This is a genomic window from Caulobacter sp. 602-1, from assembly GCF_003931565.1.
Lineage (GTDB): Bacteria > Pseudomonadota > Alphaproteobacteria > Caulobacterales > Caulobacteraceae > Caulobacter.
Genome location: NZ_RRYI01000002.1, coordinates 67,258 through 92,494 on the forward strand (window position 1 = coordinate 67,258; position 25,237 = coordinate 92,494).

The window sequence follows — 25,237 nt, forward strand, 5'->3', positions numbered from 1 at the left end:
TCTGGAGGCGCGCGATGGAAGTCGATCTGCTGGCGGGGTTTGGCGTGGGATTCCTAGGCAGCCGCCTCAAGCGCCTGGCCGAGCGGATGCAGGCCGACGCGGCCGAGGTGGCGCGGTCCTTGGACCTGCCGGTGCAGCCGGCCCAGATGTCGCTGCTGATGACTATCCGCCTGCATGGCCCGATCGCCGTGGGCGAACTGGCCCAGCGCCTGCGACTGGCCCAGCCGACCGTCACCCGCGCCCTCGGAACCCTTGAGCGCGACGGCTTCGTCGAGGCCCGCCGCACGCCCGGCGACGGTCGCTCCAAGCGCCTGGCGCTGACGAAGGCGGGGGAGGCGCTGATGGTCCGGGTGCAGACCGAGCTCCTGCCGCGTATCGAGCCTGCCGCCGCCGAGCTGGTCGAGGGGCTTTCCGGCGACTTCATGCAGGGCCTGGCCAAGGTCGAGGCGCGACTGGACGAAGCCTCGCTGCTGACGCGGATACAGACCGCTGGCGCGCCGTCCCTGTGGGCGCGCGACTTCTCCGACGACCTCGCCGAGGCCTTCTATCGGATCAACGCCGAATGGATTCAGGACATGTTCGTCCTGGAGGACAACGACATCGCCCTGCTGTCGCGGCCGCGCGAACTGATCCTCGACAAGGGCGGGGTGGTGCTGTTCGCGCAGACGGCCGAACTGGGCGTGGTCGGGACCTGCGCCCTGATGGTCTCGAAGGACGGCTGGGTGGAGCTGACCAAGATGGGCGTCCTGGCCAGCGCCCGGGGGCTGAAGGTCGGCGAGTTCCTGCTGGCCAAGACCCTGGAGCGCGCCGCCAGCCTGGGCATGGACAAGGTCTATCTGCTGACCAACCGCAAGTGCGGGCCGGCCATCCACCTCTACGAAAAGCTGGGCTTCGTCCACGACGCCGAGATCATGGCGATGTTCGGGGCGCGCTACGAGCGCTGCGACGTGGCCATGTCGTACCGCCCGCGTGGTTAGGCCTTGGCGAGGACCTTGCGGGCCAGCCAGCGCCGGACCGGTTCGTCATAGAGCTTGAGGCAGGCCCAGGCGATCGCCACCGCCAGCACGAACACCCCGGCCCCGACCAGCGCGCCCTGGGCCGGCCCGACCTTCCTGTCCACGACCCAGCCCGTGTAGATGTAGATCAACGGATAGTGGGTGATGTAGAGCGGATAGGAGAGGTCGCCGAAGAAGCGGGCGATCCGCACGCTGGGCCCGTCCGCGTTCTTCTCGCCCGCGCCGATGGCGACGATCAGCGGGAACAGCAGGATGATGCAGGCGGCTTCATAGAGGCCGTTCACCCAGCGAAGTTCGCCCACGCCGAAGCGCGGCAGCGACAGGCCCGCGACCAGCAGCAGGCTGCAGACGGCGAAGGCGTTGGGAACCTTGATCCGCTTGCCCAGGCGCATTAGCAGCACGCCGGCGAAGAACGGGAACATCACCCGCGTCAGGCCGATCTGGACGCCGCTCCTGTCCAAAGCCCAGCCGCCGATCACGTCGCCGCGCGGCCCCAGGACCAGCAGGCCGATCAGCGCCAGCGCCGACGCCGCGACCAGCGCGCCCAGCCAGCGGTTCGACAACTTCCGCAGGCCCACGGCGTAGAGGATGTTGGCGATGTACTCGTAGAACAGCGACCACTGCGGTCCGTTCAGCGGATAGATCTCGCCCCAGCCGCGCGGCTCGGCCGCCGGGGTCATCGGGATCATCACGAAGCTCAGCAGCACCATCAGCAGCACCTGCCCGGCGGTGACGGTCGCCAGCTTGGGGAACAGCGACCAATGCTGGAGGCCCAGCAGGGCCGCGCCGATCAGCGCGCCGACGATGATCATCGGCTGCAGGCGCACCAGGCGGCGCTTGTAGAATTGCCAGACGCTCATGCCGCCCCAGCGGTCGTCATAGGCGTAGGCGACCACGAAGCCCGACAGCAGGAAGAAGAAGTCCACCGCCAGATAGCCGTGATTGATGATCTGCCGTTCCGGGTCGCCGCCGGCATGGGCCTCGAACAGGTGGAACAGCACCACCATCAAGGCGGCGACGCCCCGCAGTCCATCGAGGATGACGTAGTGGCTCTTGGCGGGCGCGGTGGCGTCGGTCGAGGTCGCGGCGGCGTCGGAACTCATGCGCGATCAGGGCCTCCCCGCCCCTTTTCAGTATTGGGCGGGAGGCTTGCTGTATTCGTTGGCGGACGACAAGGGGGTTTCCGAATTTGTCCCTAGGACAAATTCAAGGATCACTTCGTCGGCTTGCGGGTGAAGGCCCCCTTGTAGTCGCGCAGGGTCAGCACGCCGTGGTCGGGGTCGCTGAAGCTGACCGTCAGGTCCTGGGCGGTGATGAAGAAGCTGCTGGCCGAGCTGGGGAACAGCGGGTCGACGACGCCCTTCCAGATGTCCGCCACCAGTCGGTCGCCGTCGCGGCGGATCGTGAAATCGTCGTCGCCCCCCAGGGTGAACGTCCCGGCGAACTTGGCCTGCTCGGCCGCCGACAGAGGGACGACCGGACGTTCGACGGGGTGATAGTCGGGCCAGCCATATTCGACCGCGACGGCGCGGACGATCGCCTCACTGAGCTGATAGCCCTGGTCGCCGTTGGTCAGCACGACGACGCCGTCGCCGGTGTCGGGATAGGCCAGGATCACCGCCTTGTACCCGGCGTTGGACCCGTTGTGGTAGAAGTACTTGCGCGCCGTGGCGCCCTGGATCGACACGCCCAGGCCGTAGTCGGACTTCACCGGCGTCAGCATCTCGCGGGCGGTCTTGGGCGACAGGACGTGGCCGGTCTCGCCGTTCGCCGACTTCGCCAGGTCGATGACGAATCTGGCGAGGTCGTTGGCGGTGGTCCACAGGCCGGCGGCGGCCATTTCCGGATAGGTGTGAGGGCCGCCCTCAACGACCGCGCCGGCGCTGTCGTGCGGCCAAGCCGCGTGGGCCGAGCGCGCGGCGTCCAGCGGCTGGTCCTCAGTGCTGCGGGTCATGCCGATCGGCGCGAACACCTTGTCGCGAACGATGGCGGGGAAGGTCTGGCCCGTGGCGTCGACCATCATCTGCTGGGCGATCGAATAACCCCCGCCGGAATAGCGATAGGCGCTCCCCACGGCCTGGTCGACGACGACTGGCGCAGAGTTGGCCGGGGCCGTTCCGCTCAGCACCTGGGGCAGGGTCGGAACAGGCGCGCCGGCCGCGTAGCCGGCGAAGCCATGCACCGTGGTCCCGGCCGTGTGCGACAGCAGCGCGCGCAGGGTGACCGGCGTGGTCGCGGTGAACGGGCTGGCCGGCAGGGTCCAGCTCTTCAGGGTCTTGTTGACGTCCGTATCGAGCGACAGCCGACCGTCCTCGACCACGGCCAGGGCGGCCATGGCCGCGACCGGCTTGCTGACCGAGCCGGCCTGGAACAGCGTGTCGGCGGTCACCGGCTCGCCGCCCTGGCGGGTGGCGCCGAAGCCGCGCGCCCACTCGATCTTGCCGCCCTTGATCACCGCGATGGCGACGCCCGGCACGTGCAGGGCGGCCATCCGGCTCTGAAGGCTCTGCTTGGCCGGCGGCGCGCCCCGGATCTCGACGGCGGATCGCAGGCCGGTCGTCACGCTTCGGACGCGCTGCTCGACCGTCGGGTTCGCGGCCCAGCTTGGCGCCGCGATGGCGCAGGCGATCGCGAGGATGACGGCGGATCTGATCATGGTCACGTGGCGAGCCCCCTTGTGCGGCAAGGAGTTCAGAGGCTCCGGGCCGGGAGGGCAACACAACAATCGGTAATGTGCGCGCGCCTAGTCGACCTTCGCCAGCACCTTGCGAAGCGTCTCGACCATGCGGTCGATATGGCTCTTCTCCAGGATCAGCGGCGGCGACAGGGCGATGATGTCGCCGGTGACGCGGATCAGCAGGCCTTCGTCGAAGCAGGTCTCGAACGTCTCCATCGCCCGGGCGGTTGGCGCGCCCGGGCGGGGCGAAAGCTCGATGCCGGCGACGAGGCCGAGGTTGCGGATGTCGATGACGTGGCGGGCGTCGGCCAGGCTGTGCATGGCGTCCTGCCAGTAGGCCTCGATGGACGCGGCGCGATTGAAGAGGTCGTCCTCCTGGTAGGTCTCCAGGGTGGCGAGGCCAGCGGCGCAGGCCAGGGGGTGGGCCGAATAGGTGTAGCCGTGGAACAGCTCGATCGGCGCGTCGGCGCCCTCGAGCATCGTGTCGTAGATCCCGGTGGAGGCCGCCACCGCGCCGCAAGGGACGGTGGCGTTGGTCAGCCCCTTGGCCAGGCAGAGCAGGTCGGGCGTGACGCCGAAGCGGTCGGCGGCGAACGGGGCGGCCAGGCGTCCGAAGCCGGTGATCACCTCGTCGAAGATCAGCAGGATGTCGTGCTTGTCGCAGATCGCCCGCAGGCGTTCGAGATAGCCCTTGGGCGGGACCAGCACGCCGGTCGAGCCGGCCACGGGTTCGACGATCACCGCGGCGATGTTGGAGGCGTCGTGCAGGGCCACGATCTTCTCCAGGTCGTCGGCCAGGTGAGCGCCATGCTCGGGCTGGCCCTTGGCGAAGTGGTTGCCCGGAATGCCGTGGGTGTGGGGCAGGTGGTCGACGCCGGTGAGCAGGGAGCCGAAATACTTGCGGTTGGTCGGGATGCCGCCCACCGAGATGCCGCCGAAGCCGACGCCGTGATAGCCGCGCTCGCGGCCGATCAGCCGGGTCTTGGTCCCCTTGCCCCGGGCGCGGTGATAGGCCAGGGCGATCTTCAGCGCCGTGTCGACCGACTCCGAACCGCTGTTGGTGAAGAAGATCCGGTCCAGCCCCTTCGGCGTGATCTGCGCCAGGCGCGAGGCGAACTGGAAGGCCAGCGGATGGCCCATGTTGAAGCAGGGGGCGTAGTCCATCTCGGCCGCCTGGCGCTGGATGGCTTCGCGGATCTTCGGGCGATCATGGCCGGCGTTGACGCACCAGAGGCCGGCGGTGGCGTCCAGCACCTCGCGGCCCTCCGGCGTCTTGTAGATCATGCCCTTGGCGGACGAGAGCATCCGGGGATGGGCCTTGAATCGCCGGTTCGGCGTGAACGGCATCCAGAAGGCGTCGAGATCGTTGGCGCTGGGCATGGGAGGTCCTTCGCGAGAGCCTTGCATTGTGATCGCAATTGAGCCCCTCTCGTAAAGAGAGCTTTTATGGCCGGGCTTGGAGAGGCGGTGGAAAAGATGGTTCAGACCCGCCGTCCGCTGGCCGACCAGACCGCCGTCCATGACCGGGTCTACGAGGCCATCCGCCAGGCCCTGATCACCGGCCGGATCGCCCCCGGCAAGGGCGTGTCGCTGCGCAGCCTGGCGGCCGAACTGGGAGTCTCGCCGATGCCGGTGCGCGACGCCGTGCGCCGCCTCGTCGCCGAGCGGGCCCTGGCGATCAATCCGGCCAACAAGCGCCTGTCCGTGCCCTCGCTCACCGCCGACCGGCTCGAGCAGCTGTCCCTGGCCCGGCTATGGGTCGAGCCGGAGCTGGCCGCCCGCGCCGCGGCCAACGCCGACGCCAGCCTGGTGCGCCAGCTGCGGGCCATCGACGCCGATGTCGACGAGGCGCTGCGGCTGGGCGATGTCGACCGCTACATGACCGCCAACCACGCTTTCCATTTCGCGATCTACGAGCGGGCGGGGGCGGACGTGCTGCTGTCGATGGCCGGCGGCCTGTGGCTGCAGGTCGGGCCGTTCATGCGGGTGGTGTTCGGACGGGTCGGGGCCGACGGCCTTGTCGCCGACCGTCACGCCGAGGCGATCGAGGCGCTGGAGACCCGCGACCCCGAGGGCGCCCGCCGCGCCGTCGCCGCTGACCTTTCCGAAGGCATGGACAAGATGCGCGTGGCGGTGGACGCCGCCTCGTAAAGTCGAATGCTTGACACTTCTGGTTCGCCGTAAAACTGTGATCACAATTGGTATGGACCTCGCCGCTTGACCCTGCCCGCCGACATCACCGAGCGACTGTCCCGCCTGGAGCCGCCCAGCCGGGCGGTGATCGATGGCGCGCGGGTCGAGGCCGTGTCCGGCGCGACCTTCCACAATGTCTCGCCGCGCGACGGCCGGGTGCTGAACCTGGTGACGGCCTGCCAGCCCGAGGACGTGGCGCTGGCCGTGTTCAGCGCCCGCACGGCCTTCGAGGATGGCCGCTGGCGCGACCAGAGCCCGCGCGCCAAGAAGAAGGTGCTGTTCCGCCTCGCCGAACTGATGGAGCGCGACGCCGAGGACTTGGCCCTGCTGGAGAGCCTGGACGTCGGCAAGCCGATCAGTGATGCGCGCAATGTCGATGTGCCGCTCGCGATCAACACCTGCCGCTGGTACGCCGAGGCGCTGGACAAGGTCTATGGCGAGGTCGGGGCTTCGCCGGTCGACCGTCTGAGCTACGCCGTCCATGAGCCGCTGGGCGTGATCGGAGCGATCGTGCCGTGGAACTTCCCGCTGCACATGGCGATGTGGAAGGTCGCTCCGGCCCTGGCGATGGGCAACTCCGTGGTGCTGAAGCCCGCCGAGCAGTCGCCGCTGACCGCTCTGAAGCTGGGCGAACTGGCCCTCGAGGCCGGGCTTCCGGCCGGGGTGCTCAATGTCGTCCCCGGCCTGGGCGGCGTCGCCGGCGAGGCCCTGGCCCTGTCGATGGACGTCGACATGATCGCCTTCACCGGCTCGGGCCCGGTCGGCCGCAAGCTGATGGAATATTCGGCTCGCTCGAACCTGAAGCGGGTCAGCCTGGAGCTGGGCGGCAAGTCGCCCCAGATCGTCTTCGCCGACTGCCCGGACCTGGACGCCGCCGCCCAGGCCGCCGCCTGGGGCGTGTTCTATAATCAGGGCGAGGTCTGCACCGCCGCCTCAAGGCTGCTGGTCGAGGCCTCGATCAAGGACGAATTCCTGGAGAAGGTCGTGGCCGTCGCGAAATCGATGGTCGTTGGCGATCCGCTGGACCCGGCCACCCAGTTCGGCGCCATGGTCAGCGAGCGGCAGATGAACACCGCGCTGGACTATATCGCCACCGCCGACAGCCAGGGCGCGCGCCGCGTGCTGGGCGGCCAGCGCATCCGCCGCGAGACCGGCGGCTTCTATGTCGAGCCGACCATCTTCGACCGCCTGGACGCCGACCACACCCTGGCGCGCGAGGAGGTGTTCGGGCCGGTGCTGGGGGTGATGAGCTTCAAGTCCGAGGACGAGGCGCTGCGACTGGCCAACGACACCGTCTACGGTCTGGCCGCCGGCCTCTGGACGTCCGACATCAATCGCGCCCTGCGCGGCGCGCGGCGGCTGAAGGCGGGTCTGGTCTGGGTCAATGGCTGGGACGCCTGCGACATCACCATGCCGTTCGGGGGCTTCAAGCAGTCGGGCTTTGGCCGTGACCGCAGCCTTCATGCGTTGCACAAGTACGCCGACCTGAAGTCGGTGTCCGTGACGCTGAGGTAGCCCGCCCATGACCAGTTCTTCCCGCCTGAATCTCGTTGAAACCGAAGCCTTCATCGACGGCCTCTGGATCGAGGGCGACGCCACCTTCGAGGTGCTGAACCCGGCCGACGGGACGGTGATCGCCAAGGTCGCTGACCTCGGCCCCGGCGAGACGCGGGTGGCGATCGAGGCCGCGCACCGGGCCTTCCCGACCTGGGCCGCCAAGACGGCCAAGGAACGCGGCGCGATCCTGCGCAAGTGGAGCGACCTGATGCTCGCCCACGCCGACGACCTGGCCCGGCTGATGACCGCCGAGCAAGGCAAGCCGCTGGCCGAGGCGAAGGGCGAGGTGGCCTATGGCGCGGCGTTCATCGACTGGTTCGCCGACGAGGCCAAGCGCGGCTACGGCCACACCATACCGACGCCCATGCCGGGCAAGCGGCTGATGTCGATCAGGCAACCGGTCGGGGTCTGCGCCGCCATCGCGCCGTGGAACTTCCCGATCGCCATGATCACCCGCAAGGTCGGGCCGGCCCTGGCCTCGGGCTGCACGGTGGTGGTCAAGCCGGCCGCCGAGACGCCGCTGTGCGCCCTGGCCATCGCCCGCCTGGCGGTCGAGGCGGGCGTGCCGGCGGGCGTGCTCAACGTCGTCACTGGCAAGGACTCGGCCGGCATCGGCAAGGCCCTGTGCGAAGACGGCCGGGTGCGCAAGCTGTCGTTCACCGGCTCCACGCCGGTGGGCAAGGTGCTCTACCAGCAGTGCGCCGGCACGATGAAGAAGCTCAGCCTGGAGCTGGGCGGCAACGCGCCCTTCATCGTCTTCGACGACGCCGATCTGGAGGCCGCCGTCGACGGCGCGATCGCCAGCAAATACCGCAACACCGGCCAGACCTGCGTCTGCGCCAACCGGCTGATCGTCCAGGCCGGCATCCACGACGCCTTCGCCGCGCGGCTGGCCGAGAAGGTCGCGGCGATGAAGGTCGGTCCGGGGACCGGCGAGGGCGTGACGATCGGCCCGCTGATCAACGACAAGGCCATCGCCAAGGTGGAAAGCCTGGTGCGCGAGGCCGTCGCGGATGGGGCCAAGGTCGTCGTGGGCGGCGAGCGCCACCAACTGGGCGGCCTCTTCTATCAGCCCACCGTGCTGACCGGCGCCACGCCCGACATGCGGCTGTTCCAGGAAGAGATCTTCGGCCCGGTCGCGCCGATCGTGAAGTTCGAGACGGAAGCCGAAGCCATCGACCTTGCCAACGCCACGCCGTTCGGCCTGGCCTCCTATTTCTACAGCCGCGACGTCGCCCGCTGCTGGCGCGTGGCCGAGGCGATCGAGGCCGGCATGGTCGGGATCAACGAAGGCCTGATCTCCACCGAAGTGGCGCCGTTCGGCGGCGTGAAGGAATCCGGCCTGGGCCGCGAGGGCTCGTCCGAGGGCTTGGATGAGTATCTGGAGACCAAGTATCTGTGCTTTGGCGGGGTGGGATGATCGCCGACCTCGCCCGAACCCTCCCCGACCTTCTCGCCAGCGAACGCGCGCGGTTCACGGCCGAGCATCCGCGCTCCGTGGCCATGGCCAAGGCGGCCGCCGCCCACTGGCGCGGCGGCGCGCCGATGCACTGGATGAACGACTGGGCCAGCCCCAGCCCGATCTTCGCCGCCCAGGGCGTCGGGGCGCAGATCACCGACGTCGACGGCAGGCTCTATGACGACTTCTGCCTGGGCGACACGCCGTCGATGTTCGGGCACGGGGATGCGTCGGTCGCGGCGGCCGTGTCCGACCAAATCAAGCGCGGCGCGGGCTTCATGCTGCCGACCGCCTCGGCGGTGATCGTCGGCAAGCTGCTGGCCGAGCGCTTCGGCCTGCCGCTGTGGCAGACCGCGACCACGGCCAGCGACGCCAACCGGGCGGCGATCCGCTGGGCGCGGGCGGTCACCGGCCGGCCGGTGATCCTGGTGTTCGACGGATGTTACCATGGCATGGTCGATGACGCCTTCGTGGTGCTGAAGGACAGCGAGCGCGTCATGAAGCCGGGCCTGCTGGGCCAGGTCCACGACCTGACCGCCACCACCTGGGTGGTTCCGTTCAACGACCTGGCGGCCCTGGAGAACGCGCTCGCCTCCGACCAGGTCGCCGCCGTGCTGGCCGAGCCGGTGATGACCAACTGCGGCATGATCCTGCCCGAGCCCGGCTTCCACGAGGCCCTGCGCCGCCTGACCCGCGACGCCGGGACCCTGCTGATCCTCGACGAGACCCACACGATCTCGACCGGGCCTGGCGGCTACACCCGCGCCCATGGCCTGGAGCCCGACGTCTTCGTGCTGGGCAAGGCGATCGCCGGCGGCGTGCCGGCCGCCGTCTGGGGCGTCACCGCCGAGCTTTCGGCGCGCATGGACGCGGCCCAGGCGCGGGTCGGGGCGGGCCAGTCGGGCATCGGCACCACCCTGTCCGGAAACGCCCTGGCCATGGCGGCCATGCGGGCCATGCTGTCCGAGGTGATGACCGATGCGGCCTACGCGAAGATGCTGGCCGGCGCCGAGCGGCTGGTCGCGGGTCTGAAGACCGTGATCGCCGCGCGCAAACTGCCGTGGTCGGTGGCCCATGTCGGCGCCCGCGTCGAACTGGTGTTCGCCGATCCTCCACCGAAGAATGCCGCTGCGATGCGGAAAGTGCTGGACCATCAGGCGGTGGAAGCGCTGCACTTGTGGCTGATCAACCGGGGCGTCCTGATCGCGCCCTTTCACAACATGATGCTGGTCTCGCCCGTCACCGACGATGCGGCGATCGACCGGCTGGTCGCGGCCGTGGACGGCTTCGCGGCCGCAATGGGGGACGCATGAGCGCCGTAGCCGACATCCAGGAATGCCGCGACTTCCTCGCCGCGAACCCGCAGGTGAAGTTCGTCGAGGTGTTCTTCACCAGCATGACCGGCGTGCCGCGCGGCAAGCGGCTGCGGGTTCATGAGCTGGAGGCGATCTACGAGTATGGCCGCTTCCTGCCGGGCTCGGTGCTGGTGGTCGACACCAACGGCGCCGACTGCGAGGACACGGGCCTGGTCTGGGAGGACGGCGACGCCGACCGCCGCGCGCGGCCCGTGCCGGGCACGCTGACCCTGGCCCCGTGGCTGGGTCCCGACGTCGCCCAGGTCATGCTGTCGATGTACGAGCTGGACGGGACGCCCAACGACCTCGACCCGCGCCACGTGCTGCAACGGGTGCTGGACCGCTACGCCGCCGATGGCCTGACGCCCGTCGCCGCCTGCGAGCTGGAATACTACCTCGTCGATCTGCAGCGCGGCCCGAACGGCGAGCTGATGCCGGCCAAGTCGATGCAGACCGGCCTGCGGCCCACCGGCATCCAGGTCTATGGCCTGCCCGAGCTGGAGGCCCACGCCCCGTTCCTGCGCGAGCTGTGGGACACCGCCGACGTGCTGGGCGTGCCGCTGGAAGGCGCGATCTCGGAATTCGCCCCGGGCCAGGTCGAACTGACCCTGAAGCACAAGCCCGACGCCCTGCGCGCGGCCGACGACGCGGTGCTGTACAAACGCGCCGCCAAGGGCGTGGCCCTGCGTCACGGCTGCGAGGCGACCTTCATGGCCAAGCCGTGGGCGGAGCGGGCCGGCAACGGCTTCCACGTCCATCTCAGCGTCAATGACGCCGACGGCAACAACCTGTGCGCCGCCGAGGACCTGGAGGGCTCGCCGCTGCTGAAACAGGCCATCGCCGGCATGAAGCTGCTGCTGGGCGAAGGCATGGCGATCCTGGCGCCCAACGCCAACAGCTATCGCCGCTTCAAGGCCAACAGCTACGCGCCGGTGGCGCCGACCTGGGGCGTCAACAACCGCACGGTCAGCCTGCGCGTCCCCGCTGGTCCGCCCAAGACCCGCCACGTCGAGCATCGGGTCGCGGGCGCCGACGGCAATCCGTATCTGGTGCTGGCCGTGCTGCTGGCCAGCGCCCACCATGGCATCAAGAACAAGCTGGATCCGGGCCCTGCGGTGGTCGGCGACGGCTATGCGGCGGCGGCCAAGGAGAACATCCGGCTGCCGTCCAACTGGTTCGGGGCGGTTGACCTGTTCGAGACGTCCGAGGTTCTGCGCGACTATCTCGGCGACCGCTTCGTGGACATGTTCGTCTCGGTCAAGCGCACGGAACAGGCGCGCTTCTTCGAGGTCGTCACCGAACTCGATTTCGACTGGTACCTCCGCAACGCCTGACGGCGAGTAGCTGCCCAAGGCAAGGCACACACGGAACAAGAGGGAGTTTCGAATGAGCGGATACAGGAACGGCGGGGCCTCGCGGCGCTCGCTTCTCACGGCCTTCGGGGCGGCGGCCATCGGCCTGTCGTTCACGGCCTGCGGCGAAAAGCCCAAGGCCACGGGGGCGGGCGGCGAAGAGCCCAAGCTGAACTTCTACAACTGGGACACCTATATCGGCGAGACCACGCTGGGCGACTTCAAGAAGGCGACCGGCGTCGACGTGAACATGAGCCTGTTCGCGACCAATGATGAGCTGTTCGCCAAACTCAAGGCGGGCAATCCGGGCTTCGACGTGATCGTGCCGTCGAACGAGTTCGTGACCCGCATGGGCCAGGCCGGCATGCTCGAGCCGCTGGATCACGCCAAGATCCCGAACATGAAGAACATCGACCCGTCCTTCCTGAACCCGGACTTCGACCCGGGCCGGAAGTACTCGATGCCCTACACCTGGCTGCTGCTCGGCATCGGCTATCGCAAGAGCAAGGTCCAGGGCGTGCCCGACAGCTGGAAGTGGCTGTTCGACAGCGACAAGTACAAGGGCCGCATCGCCCTGCTGTCGGAAAGCGCCGACCTGGTGCGTCTGTCGGCCAAGTATCTGGGCCACAGCGTCAACAACATCCCGGCCGACATGCTGCCGAAGATCGAGCAGATGCTGATCAAGCAGAAGCCGTTCGTGAAGGCCTTCCACGACGACAACGGCCAGGACCTGCTGGTCTCGGGCGAGGTCGATCTGGTGCTGGAATACAATGGCGACATCGCCCAGGTGATGAAGGACGATCCGGACCTCGACTTCGTGGTGCCCAAGGAAGGCTCGCTGATCAACAGCGACACCCTGTGCATCCCCAAGGGCGCGCCGCGACCCAACAACGCCCACGCCTTCATCAACTACCTGCTGGACGCCCAGGCCGGGGCCGAGATCACCAAGACGATCCTCTACCCGACCCCCAACGCGGCGGCCAAGGCGCTGATGCCGGACAGCTACCGCAACAATCCGGTGATCTTCCCGCCGGCCGACGTGATGGCCAAGTGCGAGTACGGCGCCTTCGAAGGCGCCGAGAAGGCCAGCCAGTACGAGGAAATCATCACTCGGGTGCGGGCGGCTTAGGTCTGGGCGCGTTAGATGCTCCCTCGCGATGCGGGGGAGCTGTCGCGAAGCGACTGAGGGGGCCTTCACGGCATAGGCCGAGTTAGCCCCCTCCGGCCCTCTGGGCCACCTCCCCCGCATCGCGAGGGAGGATCCACGAAAGCGGGGATCTTGATGGAGCAGAGCTGGAAACAGGCCAAGGCCGTCTTCGCCGCCGCGCTGGGACCGCCGCTGGTGTGGCTGGTGGTGTTCTTCCTGGCGCCGATGGCGATCGTCTGGGCCTACAGCTTCGGCCACAACGAGGGCCTAACCCAGATCGCCATCACCGGCACGTTCCACAACTACGCCCGGGCGATCGAGCCGCTGTACCTGAAGATCTTCTTGAAGTCGGCCTGGGTGGCGGGGCTGACCACCGGCCTGTGCCTGGTGCTGGGCTTTCCGGTCGCCCTGGCCATCACCTTCGCGTCCGACAAGGCCAAGACCTGGCTGCTGCTGATGATCATGCTGCCGTTCTGGACGAACCTCCTGATCCGCACCTACGCCCTGATCGCCGTCCTGCGCACAGAGGGCTACGTCAACCAGGGCCTGGAATGGCTGTGGAAGGGCGGCAGCGGTCTGGCGGCGCTGGTGGGGCTCCAACCGCTGGGCGACTTCCAGCCGCTGGGGCTGCTGCACAACAATTTCGCGGTGATCCTGGGCCTCGTCTACGTCCACCTGCCGTTCATGGTGCTGCCGCTCTATTCGGCCCTCGACCGCCTGGACAAGTCGCTGCTGGAGGCCAGCCTGGACCTCGGCGCGGGCCACATGCGGACCCTGTTCAAGGTGGTCGTGCCGCTGGCCCTGCCGGGCATCGCCTCGGGAATCCTGATCACCTTCATCCCGGCCCTCGGCGCCTATCTGACGCCGGACCTGCTGGGCGGCCCCGACAGCCAGATGATCGCCAATGTCATCGAGCGCCAGTTCAAGCGCGCCAACGACTGGCCGTTCGGCGCGGCCATGTCGTTCGTGCTGATGTACCTGACCTTCATCGCCATCGCGATCCAGGCAGTGCTGGCCAAGAAGACCCCGGAGGCCAAGGGATGAGCAAGCGCAGCCCGCCCGGTCCGCTAGAGTACCTCCGCCGCTGGCCTATGCAGGCCTGGCTGGCGATGGTGGGGATTTTTCTCTACGCGCCGCTGGTCGCCCTGATGGCGTTCAGTTTCAACGACAGCCGGCGCAACATCGTCTGGAAGGGCTTCACGCTCAAATATTACGACAAGCTGTTCAACGACTCCGCCCTGCTGGAAGCGTTCGGCAACAGCCTGACGATCGCGGCGGCCTCGACGGTGATCAGCCTGATCCTCGGCGCCTCGGCGGCCCTGCTGCTGTGGCGCTTCCGCTTCCCCGGCAAGACGGCCCTGGATGGGGCGCTGGCCCTGCCGATCGTGGTGCCCGAGATCTGCATGGGCGTGGCCATGCTGGTGTTCTTCGCCCGGGTCATGCCGTGGCCGCAGGGGCTGCCGTGGCCGCTGAACCTGGGAGCGATCATCATCGCCCACGTCTCGTTCTCGTTCCCGTTCGTGGCGGTGGTGGTGCGCGCGCGCATGGCCAGCTTCAATCGCGAGATGGAGGAGGCCGCCCGCGACCTGGGGGCCGGCGAGTTCCGCACCATCAAGGACGTGATCCTGCCGCACATGGCGCCGTCGCTGGTGGCCGGGGCGCTGCTGGCCTTCACGCTGAGCCTGGACGACTTCGTCATCACCTTCTTCACCGCCGGCCCGGACACGGTGACCTTCCCGGTGAAGGTCTATTCGATGGTCCGCTTCTCGGTGACGCCGGAGGTCAACGCGGCCTCGACGGTGCTGATCGTGCTGACCGTGCTGCTGACCGCGGCGGCGCTGAAACTGCAGGGGGACCCGGCCGCCACGGCGGGGCATGGGGCGGGGGACGCCAAATGAGCAAGCCGATCATCACCTTCGAGAACGTCACCAAGCGCTTCGGCAAGCTGGCGGCGGTCGACAACGTCTCCCTGACCGTGACCGAGGGCGAGTTCTTCGCCCTGCTGGGGCCGTCGGGCTGCGGCAAGACCACCCTGCTGCGGATGCTGGCCGGTTTCGAGACGCCCACCGAGGGCCGGATCCTGATCGATGGCCAGGACATCTCGAACATCCCGCCCAACAAGCGGCCGGTGAACATGGTGTTCCAGTCCTACGCCGTGTTCCCGCACATGAGCGTGGCCGACAACGTCGCCTACGGCCTGGTGGTCGACAAGGTCGGCAAGGCCGAGCGCGAGCGGCGCGTCGAGGAGGCGCTGGAACTGGTGCAACTGGGCGGTTACGGCGACCGCAAGCCCGACCAGCTGTCCGGCGGCCAGCGTCAGCGCGTGGCCCTGGCCCGCGCGCTGGTGAAACGGCCCCGCGTCTTGCTGCTGGACGAGCCGCTGTCGGCCCTGGACGCCAAGCTGCGCGAGCAGATGCGCACTGAACTCTGCACCCTGCAGGAGAAGGTCGGCATCACCTTCATCATGGTCACCCACGACCAGGACGAGGCGCTGGCCCTGGCCACCCGCTGCGCGGTGATGAGCAAGGGCCTGCTGCAGCAGGTGGCCACCCCCAGCGACCTCTACGAGTTCCCCAACAGCCGGTTCGTCGCCGACTTCATCGGCCAGGTGAACCTGTTCGAGGGCGTGCTGGCCGTCGACGAGCCCAGCCACGCGGTGATCCGCTCTCCGGACCTGCCGGTCGACATCTTCCTGGACCATGGCGTCACCGGCCCGCGCGGCGGCACGGTCTGGGCGGCGATCCGCCCCGAGAAGATCGAGCTGCACAAGAAGGATGGCGACACGCCGCCCAATCTCGGCGACTGCCCGCAAGGGACCAACGCCATCGCGGGCGTCATCAAGCACGAAGCCTATCTAGGCGGCCAATCGACCTACGAGGTCGAGATCGCCGGTGGGCGTCGGATCAAGGTCCAGCGCTCGAACCTGACCCGCTGGGACCAGGAGGACTTCAAGCTGGGCGAGACGGTGTGGCTGTGCTGGCACGCCTGCTCGCCGGCGGTGCTGTTGTCATAGGGCTCACTGGCCCCCTCCGCGCTACGCGCTCCTCCCCCGAAGGGGGAAGAAGGACGCCGCGCGAAGCTTCCGCCCCCCTCCCGGGGGCGGACGACCGCGAAGCGGTCAGGTGGGGGCAAGTGATTGAGGAAACGCAGGAGTTACAGTGAAATGACCGTCCCGATCCGCAACCACGACATCGCCGAGCTCCGGCGCCTGGACCTGGCCCACCATCTGCCGGCCCAGGCCGACCACAAGGTCATCGCCGAGCTGGGCGGCAGCCGGATCATCACCCGCGCCGACGGTGTCTATATCCATGACGGGGACGGTCACCAGATCCTCGACGGCATGGCCGGCCTGTGGTGCGTCAATGTCGGCTATGGGCGCGTCGAGCTGGCCGAGACCGCCTACGAGCAGATGCTGGAGCTGCCGTACTATAACACCTTCTTCAAGACCGCGACGCCCCCGACCGTGACCCTTGCGGCCAAGATCGCGAGCAAGATGGGCGGCCATCTGAGCCACGTATTCTTCAACTCGTCGGGGTCGGAGGCCAATGACACGGTCTTCCGCCTGGTCCGCCACTATTGGAAACTCAAGGGCGAACCGCAGCGGACGGTCTTCATCAGCCGCTGGAACGCCTATCACGGCTCGACCGTGGCCGGGGTCTCGCTGGGCGGCATGAAGCACATGCACGTGCAGGGCGACCTGCCGATCCCCGGCGTCGAGCACGTCATGCAGCCCTATCCGTTCGGCGACGGCTTCGGCGAGGACCCGGCCGCCTTCCGCGACCGCGCCGTCAAGGCCATTGAGGACAAGATCCTCGAGGTCGGCCCCGAGAATGTCGCCGCCTTCATCGGCGAGCCGGTGCAGGGGGCGGGCGGGGTGATCATCCCGCCGGACGGCTACTGGCCGGCGGTCGAGGCCCTGTGCCGCAAGTACGGCATCCTGCTGGTCTGCGACGAGGTGATCTGCGGCTTCGGGCGCCTGGGCCAGTGGTTCGGCCACCAGCACTACGGGATCAAGCCGGACCTGATCGCCATGGCCAAGGGCCTGTCGTCCGGCTACCTGCCGATCTCGGCCGTCGGCGTGGCCGACCATATCGTCGCCGAGCTGCGCGAGAAGGGCGGCGACTTCATCCACGGCTTTACCTATTCGGGCCACCCGACCTGCGCGGCGGTGGCGCTTAAGAACATCGAGATCATGGAGCGCGAGGGCCTGATCGAGCGGACCCGCGACGACACCGGTCCCTATCTGGCCAAGGCCCTGGCGACCCTCAACGACCACCCGCTGGTCGGCGAAACCCGCTCGCTTGGTTTGATTGGAGCTATCGAGATCGTCCGCGAGAAGGGGACCAACCATCGTTTCCTCGACAAGGAGGGCGAGGCCGGTCCGATCGTGCGCGACCTCTGCATCAAGAACGGCCTGATGGTCCGCGCCATCCGCGACAGCATCGTCTGCTGCCCGCCGCTGATCATCACCCACGCCGAGATCGACAAGCTGGTCGCGATCATCCGCCAGTCGCTGGACGAGGCCGAGCCCGTGCTTCGCGCCTTGAAGCCGGAGGCGGCGTCATGAGGCTAGGAGGAGCGGCGTGCGCCGTGGCGGACTTCCAGGATGAAGACCTGGTCGCCGACGATGCGGTAGCGCAGCAGGTAGGGCGTGACGACGGTGATCTCGCGTCGGCCCCGCGAAATGGCGCGGCCGCGATCAGAATGGCTTTCGAGACTGTCGCCAACCGCCGCCAGTTTCTGACCGAGACGCTGGGCGGCGAGGGGTTTGGACTGGCTGATGATGTAGGCGACGATCGCTTCGACGTCCGCGGAAGCGCGGTCGGTCCAGACTACTTTCGCCACGAATATGGCGTGGGCAGCTGGTCAGGCGTTCCAAGGGACAACAGCCACTCTCGCACCTGCTCATGCGGGACAACCCGACCCGCCGCCACATCGGCGTCGGCTTCAGCCTCGGCAAGACGTTCGGCTTCGTCTTCAAGCTCGTCGAAGATGTCGGGTTCGGGCTCGGCCATGCCCTACGATAGCAGAAACTTTCCGAGAACAAATCGGGAAAAACCGAGCTTTTGGAGCGCGTCATGAAGCCCAAGCACAACAAGGCCAAGCGCGAGACCACGCTCAATCGGGGCGTTTCGTCGTTGGAGGAGGCCCAGGCCTGGTTCGCGCGCCAGAGCATCGAGGAGATCGAGTGCGTGGTCCCCGATCTGGCCGGGGTGGCGCGCGGCAAGATCATGCCGGTGCGCAAGTTCCTGGGGACGCCGTCGATGAACCTGCCGCTGGCGGTGTTCTACCAGACCATCACCGGTGACTTTCCCGAGTTCGAGGGCGCGGTCAGCGCGGTGCAGTCGGACACCGACATCTTCCTGACCCCGGACTTCGCGACCCTGGCCGCCGTGCCGTGGGCCCAGGACCCGACCGCCCAGGTGATCCATGACGCCTTCCACCCCGACGGCCGTCCGGTCGAGGAGGCGCCGCGCCAGGTGCTGCGGCGGGTGCTGGCGCTGTACGCCGAGAAGGGCTGGGTGCCGATCGTCGCGCCGGAGATAGAGTTCTACCTCGTCGACAAGAACACCGACCCCGACTACCCGCTTAAGCCGCCCATCGGGCGATCGGGCCGGCCCGAGACCGGGCGGCAGGGCTATTCGATCAGCGCGGTCAACGAGTTCGACGCGCTGTTCGAGGACATGTACGAATACTCCGAGCGCCAGGGCCTGGAGATCGACACCCTGATCCACGAAAGCGGCGTGGCCCAGATGGAGATCAATCTCCGCCACGGCAATCCGCTGGAGCTGGCCGACCAGGTGTTCATGTTCAAGCGCACCATCCGCGAGGTGGCGCTTGAGCACGAGATCTACGCCACCTTCATGGCCAAGCCGATGGCCAGCGAGCCCGGCAGCGCCATGCACATCCACCAGTCGATCGTCGACAAGGATGGCAAGAACCTGTTCTCGGACAAGAAGGGCGAGGAGACGGCGCTGTTCCACGGCTTCATCGCCGGCCAGCAGACCTATCTGCCGGCGATCATGGCGATCCTGGCGCCGTACGTGAACAGCTACCGCCGCATTGCGCGCGACAGCGGGGCCCCGGTCAACACCCAGTGGGGCTATGACAACCGCACCTGCGGCCTGCGGGTGCCGCCGTCCGGGCCGGAGAACCGGCGTCTCGAGAACCGCATCCCCTCGTCGGACGCCAATCCGTACCTGGCCATCGCGGCTTCGCTGGCGGCGGGCTATCTGGGCATGACCCAGGGGCTGACGCCGAGCGATCCGGTCGCGACCGACGCCAGCGTGGCCGGCGTGCAGCTGCCGCGCAGCCTGTCGGAGTCCCTCAAGCTGTTCGAACAGTGCGAGCCGCTGGTCGAGATCCTGGGGCCGATCTTCTGCCAGGCCTATGACCGCGTGAAACAGGCCGAGTATGAGACCTTCATGCGCACGATCAGCCCGTGGGAGCGGGAGTTCCTGCTGCTGAATGTTTGAGGATTACTCGCCCCCTCCGGGCCTGCGGCCCTCCTCCCCCAAAGGGGGAAGAAGGGCGTGGCGCACCTTCCGCCCCCTCCGGGGGCGGACGACCGCGAAGCGGTCAGGTGGGGGCAAGCGATGATGGGGAACTGGTACGAGTCCACCGCGCATGATCGTCCCGATCTGCCGCCGCTCACGGGCGACGTCCAGGCCGAGGTCTGCGTCGTCGGAGCCGGCTTTACCGGTCTCGGCGCGGCACTGGCGCTCGGGAGCCGCGCCATTGTTCTCGAAGCCAGCCGCGTCGGCGGCGCGGCCACCGGGCGCAACGGCGGACAGGTCCATACCGGCCAGCGGCGCGACCAGGCCTGGCTGGAGAAGACCGTCGGCCGTGACGACGCCCTGGCCCTGTGGCGACTGGCCGAGGACGCCCGCGCGCGCTTCAAGACCCTGACCGACACGATCGACTGCGACTGGCGGCCGGGCATGATCCACGCCCGCCACAAGCCGAACGGCGAGGCCGAGGACGCTGACCACGTCGCGCTGATGGCGGACCGCTATGGCTATGACCAACTGGCGCTGATCGACGAGGCCGATCTCGCCGCCGAACTGGGGACGGACGTCTATCACGGCGGCCTGATCGATCGCGGCGGCGGCCATGTCCATCCGCTGAAGCTGGCCTTTGGCATGGCGCGCGCGGCGATGGCGGCGGGGGCGGTGGTCCACGAGCACACCCGCGCCGAAAGCTGGACCCGCCAGGGCGGCCGGATCGTCGTCGAGACCACGCTGGGCCGGGTGACCTGCGATCAGCTGATCCTCAGCGGCGATGGCCTGCTGAACGCCATGGCCGGCGGGGCCCGCGCGCGGGTCATGCCGATCAACAACTTCATCGCCGTCACCGCGCCGCTGGGCGATCTGGCCGAGACGATCATCCGCTCCAACGCGGCGGTGGCCGACAGCCGGTTCGTCGTGAACTACTTCCGCAAGACGCCCGACGGCCGGCTGCTGTTCGGCGGCGGCGAGAACTACCGGCCCGGGTTTCCCAGCGACATCGCCGGCATGGTCCGCAAGAACCTCGCCAAGGTCTATCCGCGGCTGGCCGATGTCCCGATCACCCACGCCTGGGGCGGGACCCTGGGCATCACCATGAGCCGGATGCCCTTCGTCGGCGAGATCGCGCCGGGCGTCCGCGCGGCGTCCGGCTATTCCGGGCAGGGGGTGATGCTGGCGCCCCACGTCGGCAAGCTGCTGGCCGACGCCGCGCTGGGCGAGACGGGCGGCGCCGACCTGCTGGCGCGCCTGCCCACGCCGCCGTTCCCTGGCGGACGCCTGCTGCGGTGGCCGCTGACCGTGGCCGGTCTGACCTGGTACGCGCTGCGGGACCGGCTGTAGCGGGCCGAAGCGCCCGTCCGATTGACAAGCGGCGCGGGGCGTCCTCCGATCGTCGCTCTTGAGAAGTTCGGGTTCCGTATGTCCGCCACCACCTCCTCCGCGCCGACCGGCGGCCTCGCCACGGCCATGGCGCACGCGCAACGGCTGCTGGAGGTGGACCCGAGGCTGGCGGCCGAGCAGGCGCGGGCGATCCTCGAGGCCGTGCCGCGTCACGCCGGAGCGACCCTGCTGCTGGCCACGGCCCTGCGTCTGGCCGAGGAGGTCGACGCGGCGCTGCGGACGATCGATCCGCTGGCCCGCGCCTTTCCCGCCGCGCCCGAGATTCAGCTGGAGCATGGCCTGACCCTGGCCGCGCGCGGCCACGACCGCGCCGCCGCCGCCGCGTTCAAGCGCAGCCTCGCCGCCGACGCCCAGAACACCGAGGCCTGGCGCGGCCTGGCCGAGGTGCTGCGGCGTCTCGGCGACGACGAGGGCGCCGAGGCCGCCCGCGACCGCCAGATCAAGGGCGGCGTGCGCGATCCGCTGCTGATGAACGCCGCCGCCGCCATGATCGACGAGAAGCTGGCCGAGGCCGAGACGATCCTGCGCGGCCTGCTGGCGACCCGTCCCGACGAGCCGGCGGCCCTGCGCATGCTGGCCGAGACCCTGTCGCGCCAGGGCCGCTATCCTGACGCGGAGGTTCTGCTGGCGCGCTGTGTCGAGATCGCGCCCGGCTTCGCCGGCGCCCGTCACAACCTGGCGACCGTCCTCTATCGCCAGAACAAGAACGCCGAGGCTCTGGCCGAGATCGAGACCCTGACCGCCAAGGACGAGCGCCATCCGGGCTATGCCAACCTGCGCGCGGCGATCCTGGCGCGGCTGGGCGAGTACCAGAAGGCGATCGCGATCTACGAGCGGGTGCTGGTCGATTATCCCAACCAGCCCAAGGGCTGGATGAGCTACGGCCACGCCCTCAAGACCGTGGGGCGCCAGGCCGACAGCGTCGCGGCCTATCGCCAGGCCCTGGCCCTGCTGCCGACCATGGGCGAGGCCTGGTGGAGTCTCGCCAACCTGAAGACGGTCAAGTTCACCGACGCCGATCTCGAGGCCATGGCGGCGGCCCTGGCGAGCGAGGACCTGCCGGAAGACGACCGCCTGCATCTGCACTACGCCCTGGGCAAGGCGTTCGAAGACGCCGGCCGTTGGGACGAGGCGTTCGCGCGCTACGCCGAGGGCGCGGCGATCCGCCGGAAGCAGCTGGCCTATGATCCCGAGGAGAACGCCGCCGACGCCGCCCGCACCAAGGCGGTGTTCACCCCGGCCTTCGTGGCGGCGCGGGCGGGGCAGGGTTGCCCGGCGCCCGATCCGATATTCGTGGTCGGCCTGCCGCGCTCGGGCTCGACCCTGGTGGAGCAGATCCTGGCCAGTCACTCGATGGTCGAGGGCACGATGGAGCTGCCCGACCTGATCGTCATGGCCCGGCGTCTGGGCGGCAAGACCGCCAACCGCGCCGACTCGATCTATCCGGAAGTGCTGGCCGACCTGTCGCCCGAGGCGCTGAAGGCGCTGGGCGAGGAATTCCTTGAGCGCACCCGCGTCCAGCGCAAGACCGACCGGCCGTTCTTCATCGACAAGATGCCCAACAACTTCGCGCACGCCGGACTGATCCACCTGATCCTGCCGAACGCCAAGATCATCGACGCGCGCCGGCATCCGCTGGGCTGCTGCTTCTCGGGCTTCAAGCAGCACTTCGCCCGCGGGCAGGGCTTCACCTACGACCTGACCGACATCGGCCGCTACTACGCCGACTATGTGGGGCTGATGGCGCATTTCGACGCCGTGCTGCCGGGCCGCGTGCACCGGGTGATCTACGAGGCGTTGATCGAGGACCCGGAGCGGGAGATCCGCGCCCTGCTGGATCATTGCGGCCTGCCGTTCGAGGCCGCTTGCCTGTCGCCGCACGAGAACGACCGCGCCGTCCGCACCGCCAGTTCAGAGCAGGTCCGCCGCCCGATCTTCAAGGACGCGGTCGAGCACTGGCAGAAATTCGAATCGCACCTGGACCCCCTCAAGCAGGCATTGGGGCCGGTCCTCGACGCCTATCCGAACGCGCCCGTTATTTGACCATCTCCGTCGCGCCTTGCCATTTGTGCAACACTTCAAGGAATTGACATCAAACTGAAATTTCCAATCTTGCCGGACGCTTGAGGCGGGTCGAACGTCGTTCCTTCAAAGCCGTAAGGGGAGCGACTGTATGTCGTTGGGATCGGTTCGTTTGAAGAAGGCGGGCGTCTGTTCCGCCGCCTTGTTCGCCACCACCATGTTCACCACCGTGGCCTACGCCCAGGCGCAGGCGCCGCAATCGTCGACCGCTCTGGAAGAGGTGGTCGTCACCGCGCAGAAGCGCAGTGAAAATCTGCAGGACGTGCCCGTAAGCATCCAGGCGCTGGGCGGCGAGAAGCTGGAACAGCTGCAGGTCTCGGCCTTCGTCGACTATGTGAAGTACCTGCCCAGCGTGTCGTTCACGACCTCGGGGCCCGGCTTCGGTCAGGTCTATATGCGCGGCGTGGCCAGCGGCGGCGATGGCAACCACTCCGGCTCGCTGCCCAGCGTCGGCGTCTATCTGGACGAACAGCCGGTCACCACCATCCAGGGCGCGCTGGACATCCACGTCTATGACGTCGCCCGGGTCGAGGCCCTGGCCGGGCCGCAGGGCACCCTCTACGGCGCCAGCTCCCAGGCCGGCACCCTGCGGATCATCACCAACAAGCCGACGACCGCCGGCTTCTCGGCCGGCGTCGACGTCGAGGCCAACAAGGTCGATCACGGCGGCACGGGCCACACGGTGGAGGGCTTCGTCAACGTCCCGCTGTCCGACAAGATCGCCGTGCGCCTGGTCGGCTGGGACGTCCGCGACGCCGGCTATATCGACAACGTGGCCGGCACGCGCACCTACGACCGCGGCGACTCCGATCCGACCAACGACTACACGATCAACAATCAGGCCCGGGTCCGGAAAAACTACAACCGCGTCTACACCCAGGGCGGCCGCGCGGCCCTGCGCATCGAGGTCAACGACAACTGGGTGATCACGCCCACGGTCATGGGCCAGGTGCAGAAGTCGGGCGGCCTGTTCGCCTTCGATCCCAAGGTCGGCGACCTCAAGGTCACGCACTTCTATCCGGAAAGCGCCAAGGACAAGTGGGTCCAGGCGGCGATGACCATCGAGGGCCAGATCGCCAATCTCGACGTCACCTATGCCGGCTCGTACCTGAAGCGGAACGACGTCACCAATTCGGACTACACCGACTACTCGTACTTCTACGACCAGGTCGGCTACGGCTTCTACTGGACGGACAACGCCGGCAACCTGGTGAACCCGTCCCAGTACATCCAGGGCCAGGATCACTACCGCAAGGAAAGCCACGAGATCCGCATCGCCTCGCCGCAGGATCAGAAGCTGCGGTTCGTGGTCGGCGGCTTCTACCAGAAGCAGAAGCACGAGATCTTCCAGAACTACAAGATCGACGGCCTGGGCAGCGACCTGTCGGTGCCGGGCTATGTCGGCACCGTCTGGCTGACCAAGCAGAATCGGGTCGACCGGGACAAGGCCGTGTTCGGCCAGGCCGAGTACGACATCACCGACAAGCTGATGCTGACCGCCGGGCTACGCTTCTTCAAGGCGCACAACACCCTGGTCGGCTTCTACGGCTACGGCGCCGGCTATGGCTCGACCGGCGAAAAGGCCTGCTTCAAGCCGGCCGTGGTCCCGGGCTCGCCCTGTACGAACCTGGACAAGGGCGTCAAGGAAAGCGGCAACGTTCCCAAGGTGACGCTGACCTACAAGTTCGACGGCTCCAAGCTGATCTATGCGACCTACTCGAAGGGCTTCCGTCCGGGCGGCATCAATCGCCGCTCGACCCTGCCGCCCTATCAGGCCGACTATCTGAAGAACTACGAGGCCGGCTGGAAGACCACCTGGCTGAACAACAGCTTCCGCTGGAACGGCGCGGTGTTCATGGAGGACTGGAAGAACTTCCAGTTCTCGATCCTGGGCGCCAACGGCCTCACCGAGATCAAGAACGCCAACCAGGCCCGCATCAAGGGCGTGGAAAGCGACATCACCTGGGTCCCGGTCCACGGCTTCACGATCAACGCCTCGGCCGCCTATACCGACGCCAAGCTGACGGCCAATTACTGCGGCTTCACCGACGCCGATGGCAATCCGGTCACCACCTGCGCCTCGCCACAGGCGCCCGATGGCACGGTCCTGCCGGTCACGCCGAAGTACAAGGCCAACCTGACGGCGCGCTACGAGTTCAGCCTTGCCGACTGGGACGCCTTCGCCCAGGGCTCGGTCGTCGGCCAGTCTGGCAACTGGACCGACCTGCGGATCGTCGAGCGCAACATCATCGGCCGGCAGAAGGGCTATACGACCGCCGACTTCTCGAGCGGGATCGACAAGGACGGCCTGTCGATCTCGATCTATCTGAAGAACGCCTTCGACAAGCGGGCCAGCCTGAACCGCTACGCCGAGTGCGCCGAAAGCGTCTGCGGAACCCAGTACTACATCGTTCCGAACCAGCCCCGGACCATCGGGGTCAGGCTCGGCAAGACGTTCTAGTTGGTGGTGGGGTGAGTAGGGGGGCGGTCCG

20 protein-coding genes are annotated in these 25,237 nt (G+C 68.1%); 15 read left to right on the forward strand and 5 right to left on the reverse strand.

The genetic code is table 11. The features are described 5' to 3' along the window. Positions 1-14 precede the first annotated feature (14 nt). The gene (locus EIK80_RS05095) at positions 15-977 is read left to right on the forward strand and encodes a GNAT family N-acetyltransferase (RefSeq protein ID WP_125155912.1); all 963 of its coding nucleotides are present in this window, start codon (positions 15-17) and stop codon (positions 975-977) included. Here EIK80_RS05095 and EIK80_RS05100 read toward each other — a convergent pair. The 3 genes from EIK80_RS05100 to EIK80_RS05110 form a co-directional block, all read right to left on the reverse strand. Next, on the reverse strand, positions 974-2,119 hold the full coding sequence (locus EIK80_RS05100; RefSeq protein ID WP_125155913.1) for an acyltransferase: 1,146 nt from the start codon (positions 2,117-2,119) through the stop codon (positions 974-976). The two genes, EIK80_RS05095 and EIK80_RS05100, sit on opposite strands and share 4 nt — an antisense overlap. 110 nt (positions 2,120-2,229) lie before the next feature. Further along, entirely contained in the window at positions 2,230-3,672 is a 1,443-nt protein-coding gene (locus EIK80_RS05105) for a serine hydrolase (RefSeq protein WP_125156609.1), read from the reverse strand. A gap of 87 nt (positions 3,673-3,759) precedes the next feature. Next, positions 3,760-5,100 carry an aspartate aminotransferase family protein gene (locus tag EIK80_RS05110; protein ID WP_125155914.1) on the reverse strand — a complete coding sequence of 447 codons (1,341 nt, stop codon included), beginning with the start codon at positions 5,098-5,100 and terminating at the stop codon, positions 3,760-3,762. 69 nt (positions 5,101-5,169) lie between these two features. On the opposite strand from EIK80_RS05110, the gene EIK80_RS05115 reads away from it, so the two are divergent. From EIK80_RS05115 to EIK80_RS05160, 10 genes are all read left to right on the forward strand, one after another. Then, positions 5,170-5,844 (forward strand): GntR family transcriptional regulator, encoded by a 675-nt coding sequence (locus EIK80_RS05115; protein ID WP_125156610.1) that lies wholly within the window; start codon positions 5,170-5,172, stop codon positions 5,842-5,844. Between the two features lie 66 nt (positions 5,845-5,910). Continuing rightward, positions 5,911-7,401, forward strand: coding sequence for an aldehyde dehydrogenase (locus EIK80_RS05120; RefSeq protein WP_125155915.1), 1,491 nt, complete (start codon positions 5,911-5,913; stop codon positions 7,399-7,401). 7 nt (positions 7,402-7,408) lie between these two features. After that, entirely contained in the window at positions 7,409-8,863 is a 1,455-nt protein-coding gene (locus EIK80_RS05125; protein WP_125155916.1) for an NAD-dependent succinate-semialdehyde dehydrogenase, read from the forward strand. After that, on the forward strand, positions 8,860-10,215 hold the full coding sequence (locus EIK80_RS05130; RefSeq protein WP_125155917.1) for an aspartate aminotransferase family protein: 1,356 nt from the start codon (positions 8,860-8,862) through the stop codon (positions 10,213-10,215). Before EIK80_RS05125 ends, EIK80_RS05130 begins: the two co-directional genes overlap by 4 nt. Next, on the forward strand, positions 10,212-11,591 hold the full coding sequence (locus tag EIK80_RS05135) for a glutamine synthetase family protein (protein WP_125155918.1): 1,380 nt from the start codon (positions 10,212-10,214) through the stop codon (positions 11,589-11,591). Before EIK80_RS05130 ends, EIK80_RS05135 begins: the two co-directional genes overlap by 4 nt. Before the next feature lie 52 nt (positions 11,592-11,643). Continuing rightward, a complete protein-coding gene (locus EIK80_RS05140; protein ID WP_125155919.1) occupies positions 11,644-12,738 on the forward strand; it encodes a PotD/PotF family extracellular solute-binding protein in 1,095 nt (364 codons plus the stop codon). A gap of 153 nt (positions 12,739-12,891) precedes the next feature. Beyond that, complete coding sequence (locus EIK80_RS05145; RefSeq protein ID WP_125155920.1) at positions 12,892-13,800, forward strand: ABC transporter permease; 909 nt, start codon at positions 12,892-12,894, stop codon at positions 13,798-13,800. Beyond that, the gene (locus EIK80_RS05150; protein ID WP_125155921.1) at positions 13,797-14,654 is read left to right on the forward strand and encodes an ABC transporter permease; all 858 of its coding nucleotides are present in this window, start codon (positions 13,797-13,799) and stop codon (positions 14,652-14,654) included. The genes EIK80_RS05145 and EIK80_RS05150 overlap by 4 nt, the downstream gene beginning before the upstream one ends. Further along, on the forward strand, positions 14,651-15,769 hold the full coding sequence (locus EIK80_RS05155) for an ABC transporter ATP-binding protein (RefSeq protein ID WP_125155922.1): 1,119 nt from the start codon (positions 14,651-14,653) through the stop codon (positions 15,767-15,769). The genes EIK80_RS05150 and EIK80_RS05155 overlap by 4 nt, the downstream gene beginning before the upstream one ends. A gap of 150 nt (positions 15,770-15,919) precedes the next feature. Next, positions 15,920-17,323, forward strand: coding sequence for an aspartate aminotransferase family protein (locus EIK80_RS05160; RefSeq protein WP_125155923.1), 1,404 nt, complete (start codon positions 15,920-15,922; stop codon positions 17,321-17,323). A gap of 2 nt (positions 17,324-17,325) precedes the next feature. Here EIK80_RS05160 and EIK80_RS05165 read toward each other — a convergent pair whose 3' ends face one another. Next, the gene (locus EIK80_RS05165; protein WP_125155924.1) at positions 17,326-17,601 is read right to left on the reverse strand and encodes a type II toxin-antitoxin system RelE/ParE family toxin; all 276 of its coding nucleotides are present in this window, start codon (positions 17,599-17,601) and stop codon (positions 17,326-17,328) included. Next, the gene (locus EIK80_RS05170; RefSeq protein ID WP_125155925.1) at positions 17,589-17,771 is read right to left on the reverse strand and encodes an antitoxin; all 183 of its coding nucleotides are present in this window, start codon (positions 17,769-17,771) and stop codon (positions 17,589-17,591) included. Before EIK80_RS05170 ends, EIK80_RS05165 begins: the two co-directional genes overlap by 13 nt. A gap of 63 nt (positions 17,772-17,834) precedes the next feature. Between EIK80_RS05170 and EIK80_RS05175 the strand changes: the two genes are divergently transcribed. The 4 genes from EIK80_RS05175 to EIK80_RS05190 all read left to right on the forward strand — a co-directional run bounded on the left by EIK80_RS05175 (position 17,835) and on the right by EIK80_RS05190 (position 25,206). Then, on the forward strand, positions 17,835-19,232 hold the full coding sequence (locus EIK80_RS05175) for a glutamine synthetase family protein (protein WP_125155926.1): 1,398 nt from the start codon (positions 17,835-17,837) through the stop codon (positions 19,230-19,232). 120 nt (positions 19,233-19,352) lie between these two features. After that, complete coding sequence (locus EIK80_RS05180) at positions 19,353-20,603, forward strand: FAD-binding oxidoreductase (protein WP_125155927.1); 1,251 nt, start codon at positions 19,353-19,355, stop codon at positions 20,601-20,603. 78 nt (positions 20,604-20,681) lie between these two features. Next, complete coding sequence (locus tag EIK80_RS05185; RefSeq protein WP_125155928.1) at positions 20,682-22,706, forward strand: tetratricopeptide repeat-containing sulfotransferase family protein; 2,025 nt, start codon at positions 20,682-20,684, stop codon at positions 22,704-22,706. Between the two features lie 130 nt (positions 22,707-22,836). Then, a complete protein-coding gene (locus EIK80_RS05190; protein WP_125155929.1) occupies positions 22,837-25,206 on the forward strand; it encodes a TonB-dependent receptor in 2,370 nt (789 codons plus the stop codon). Positions 25,207-25,237 lie beyond the last annotated feature (31 nt).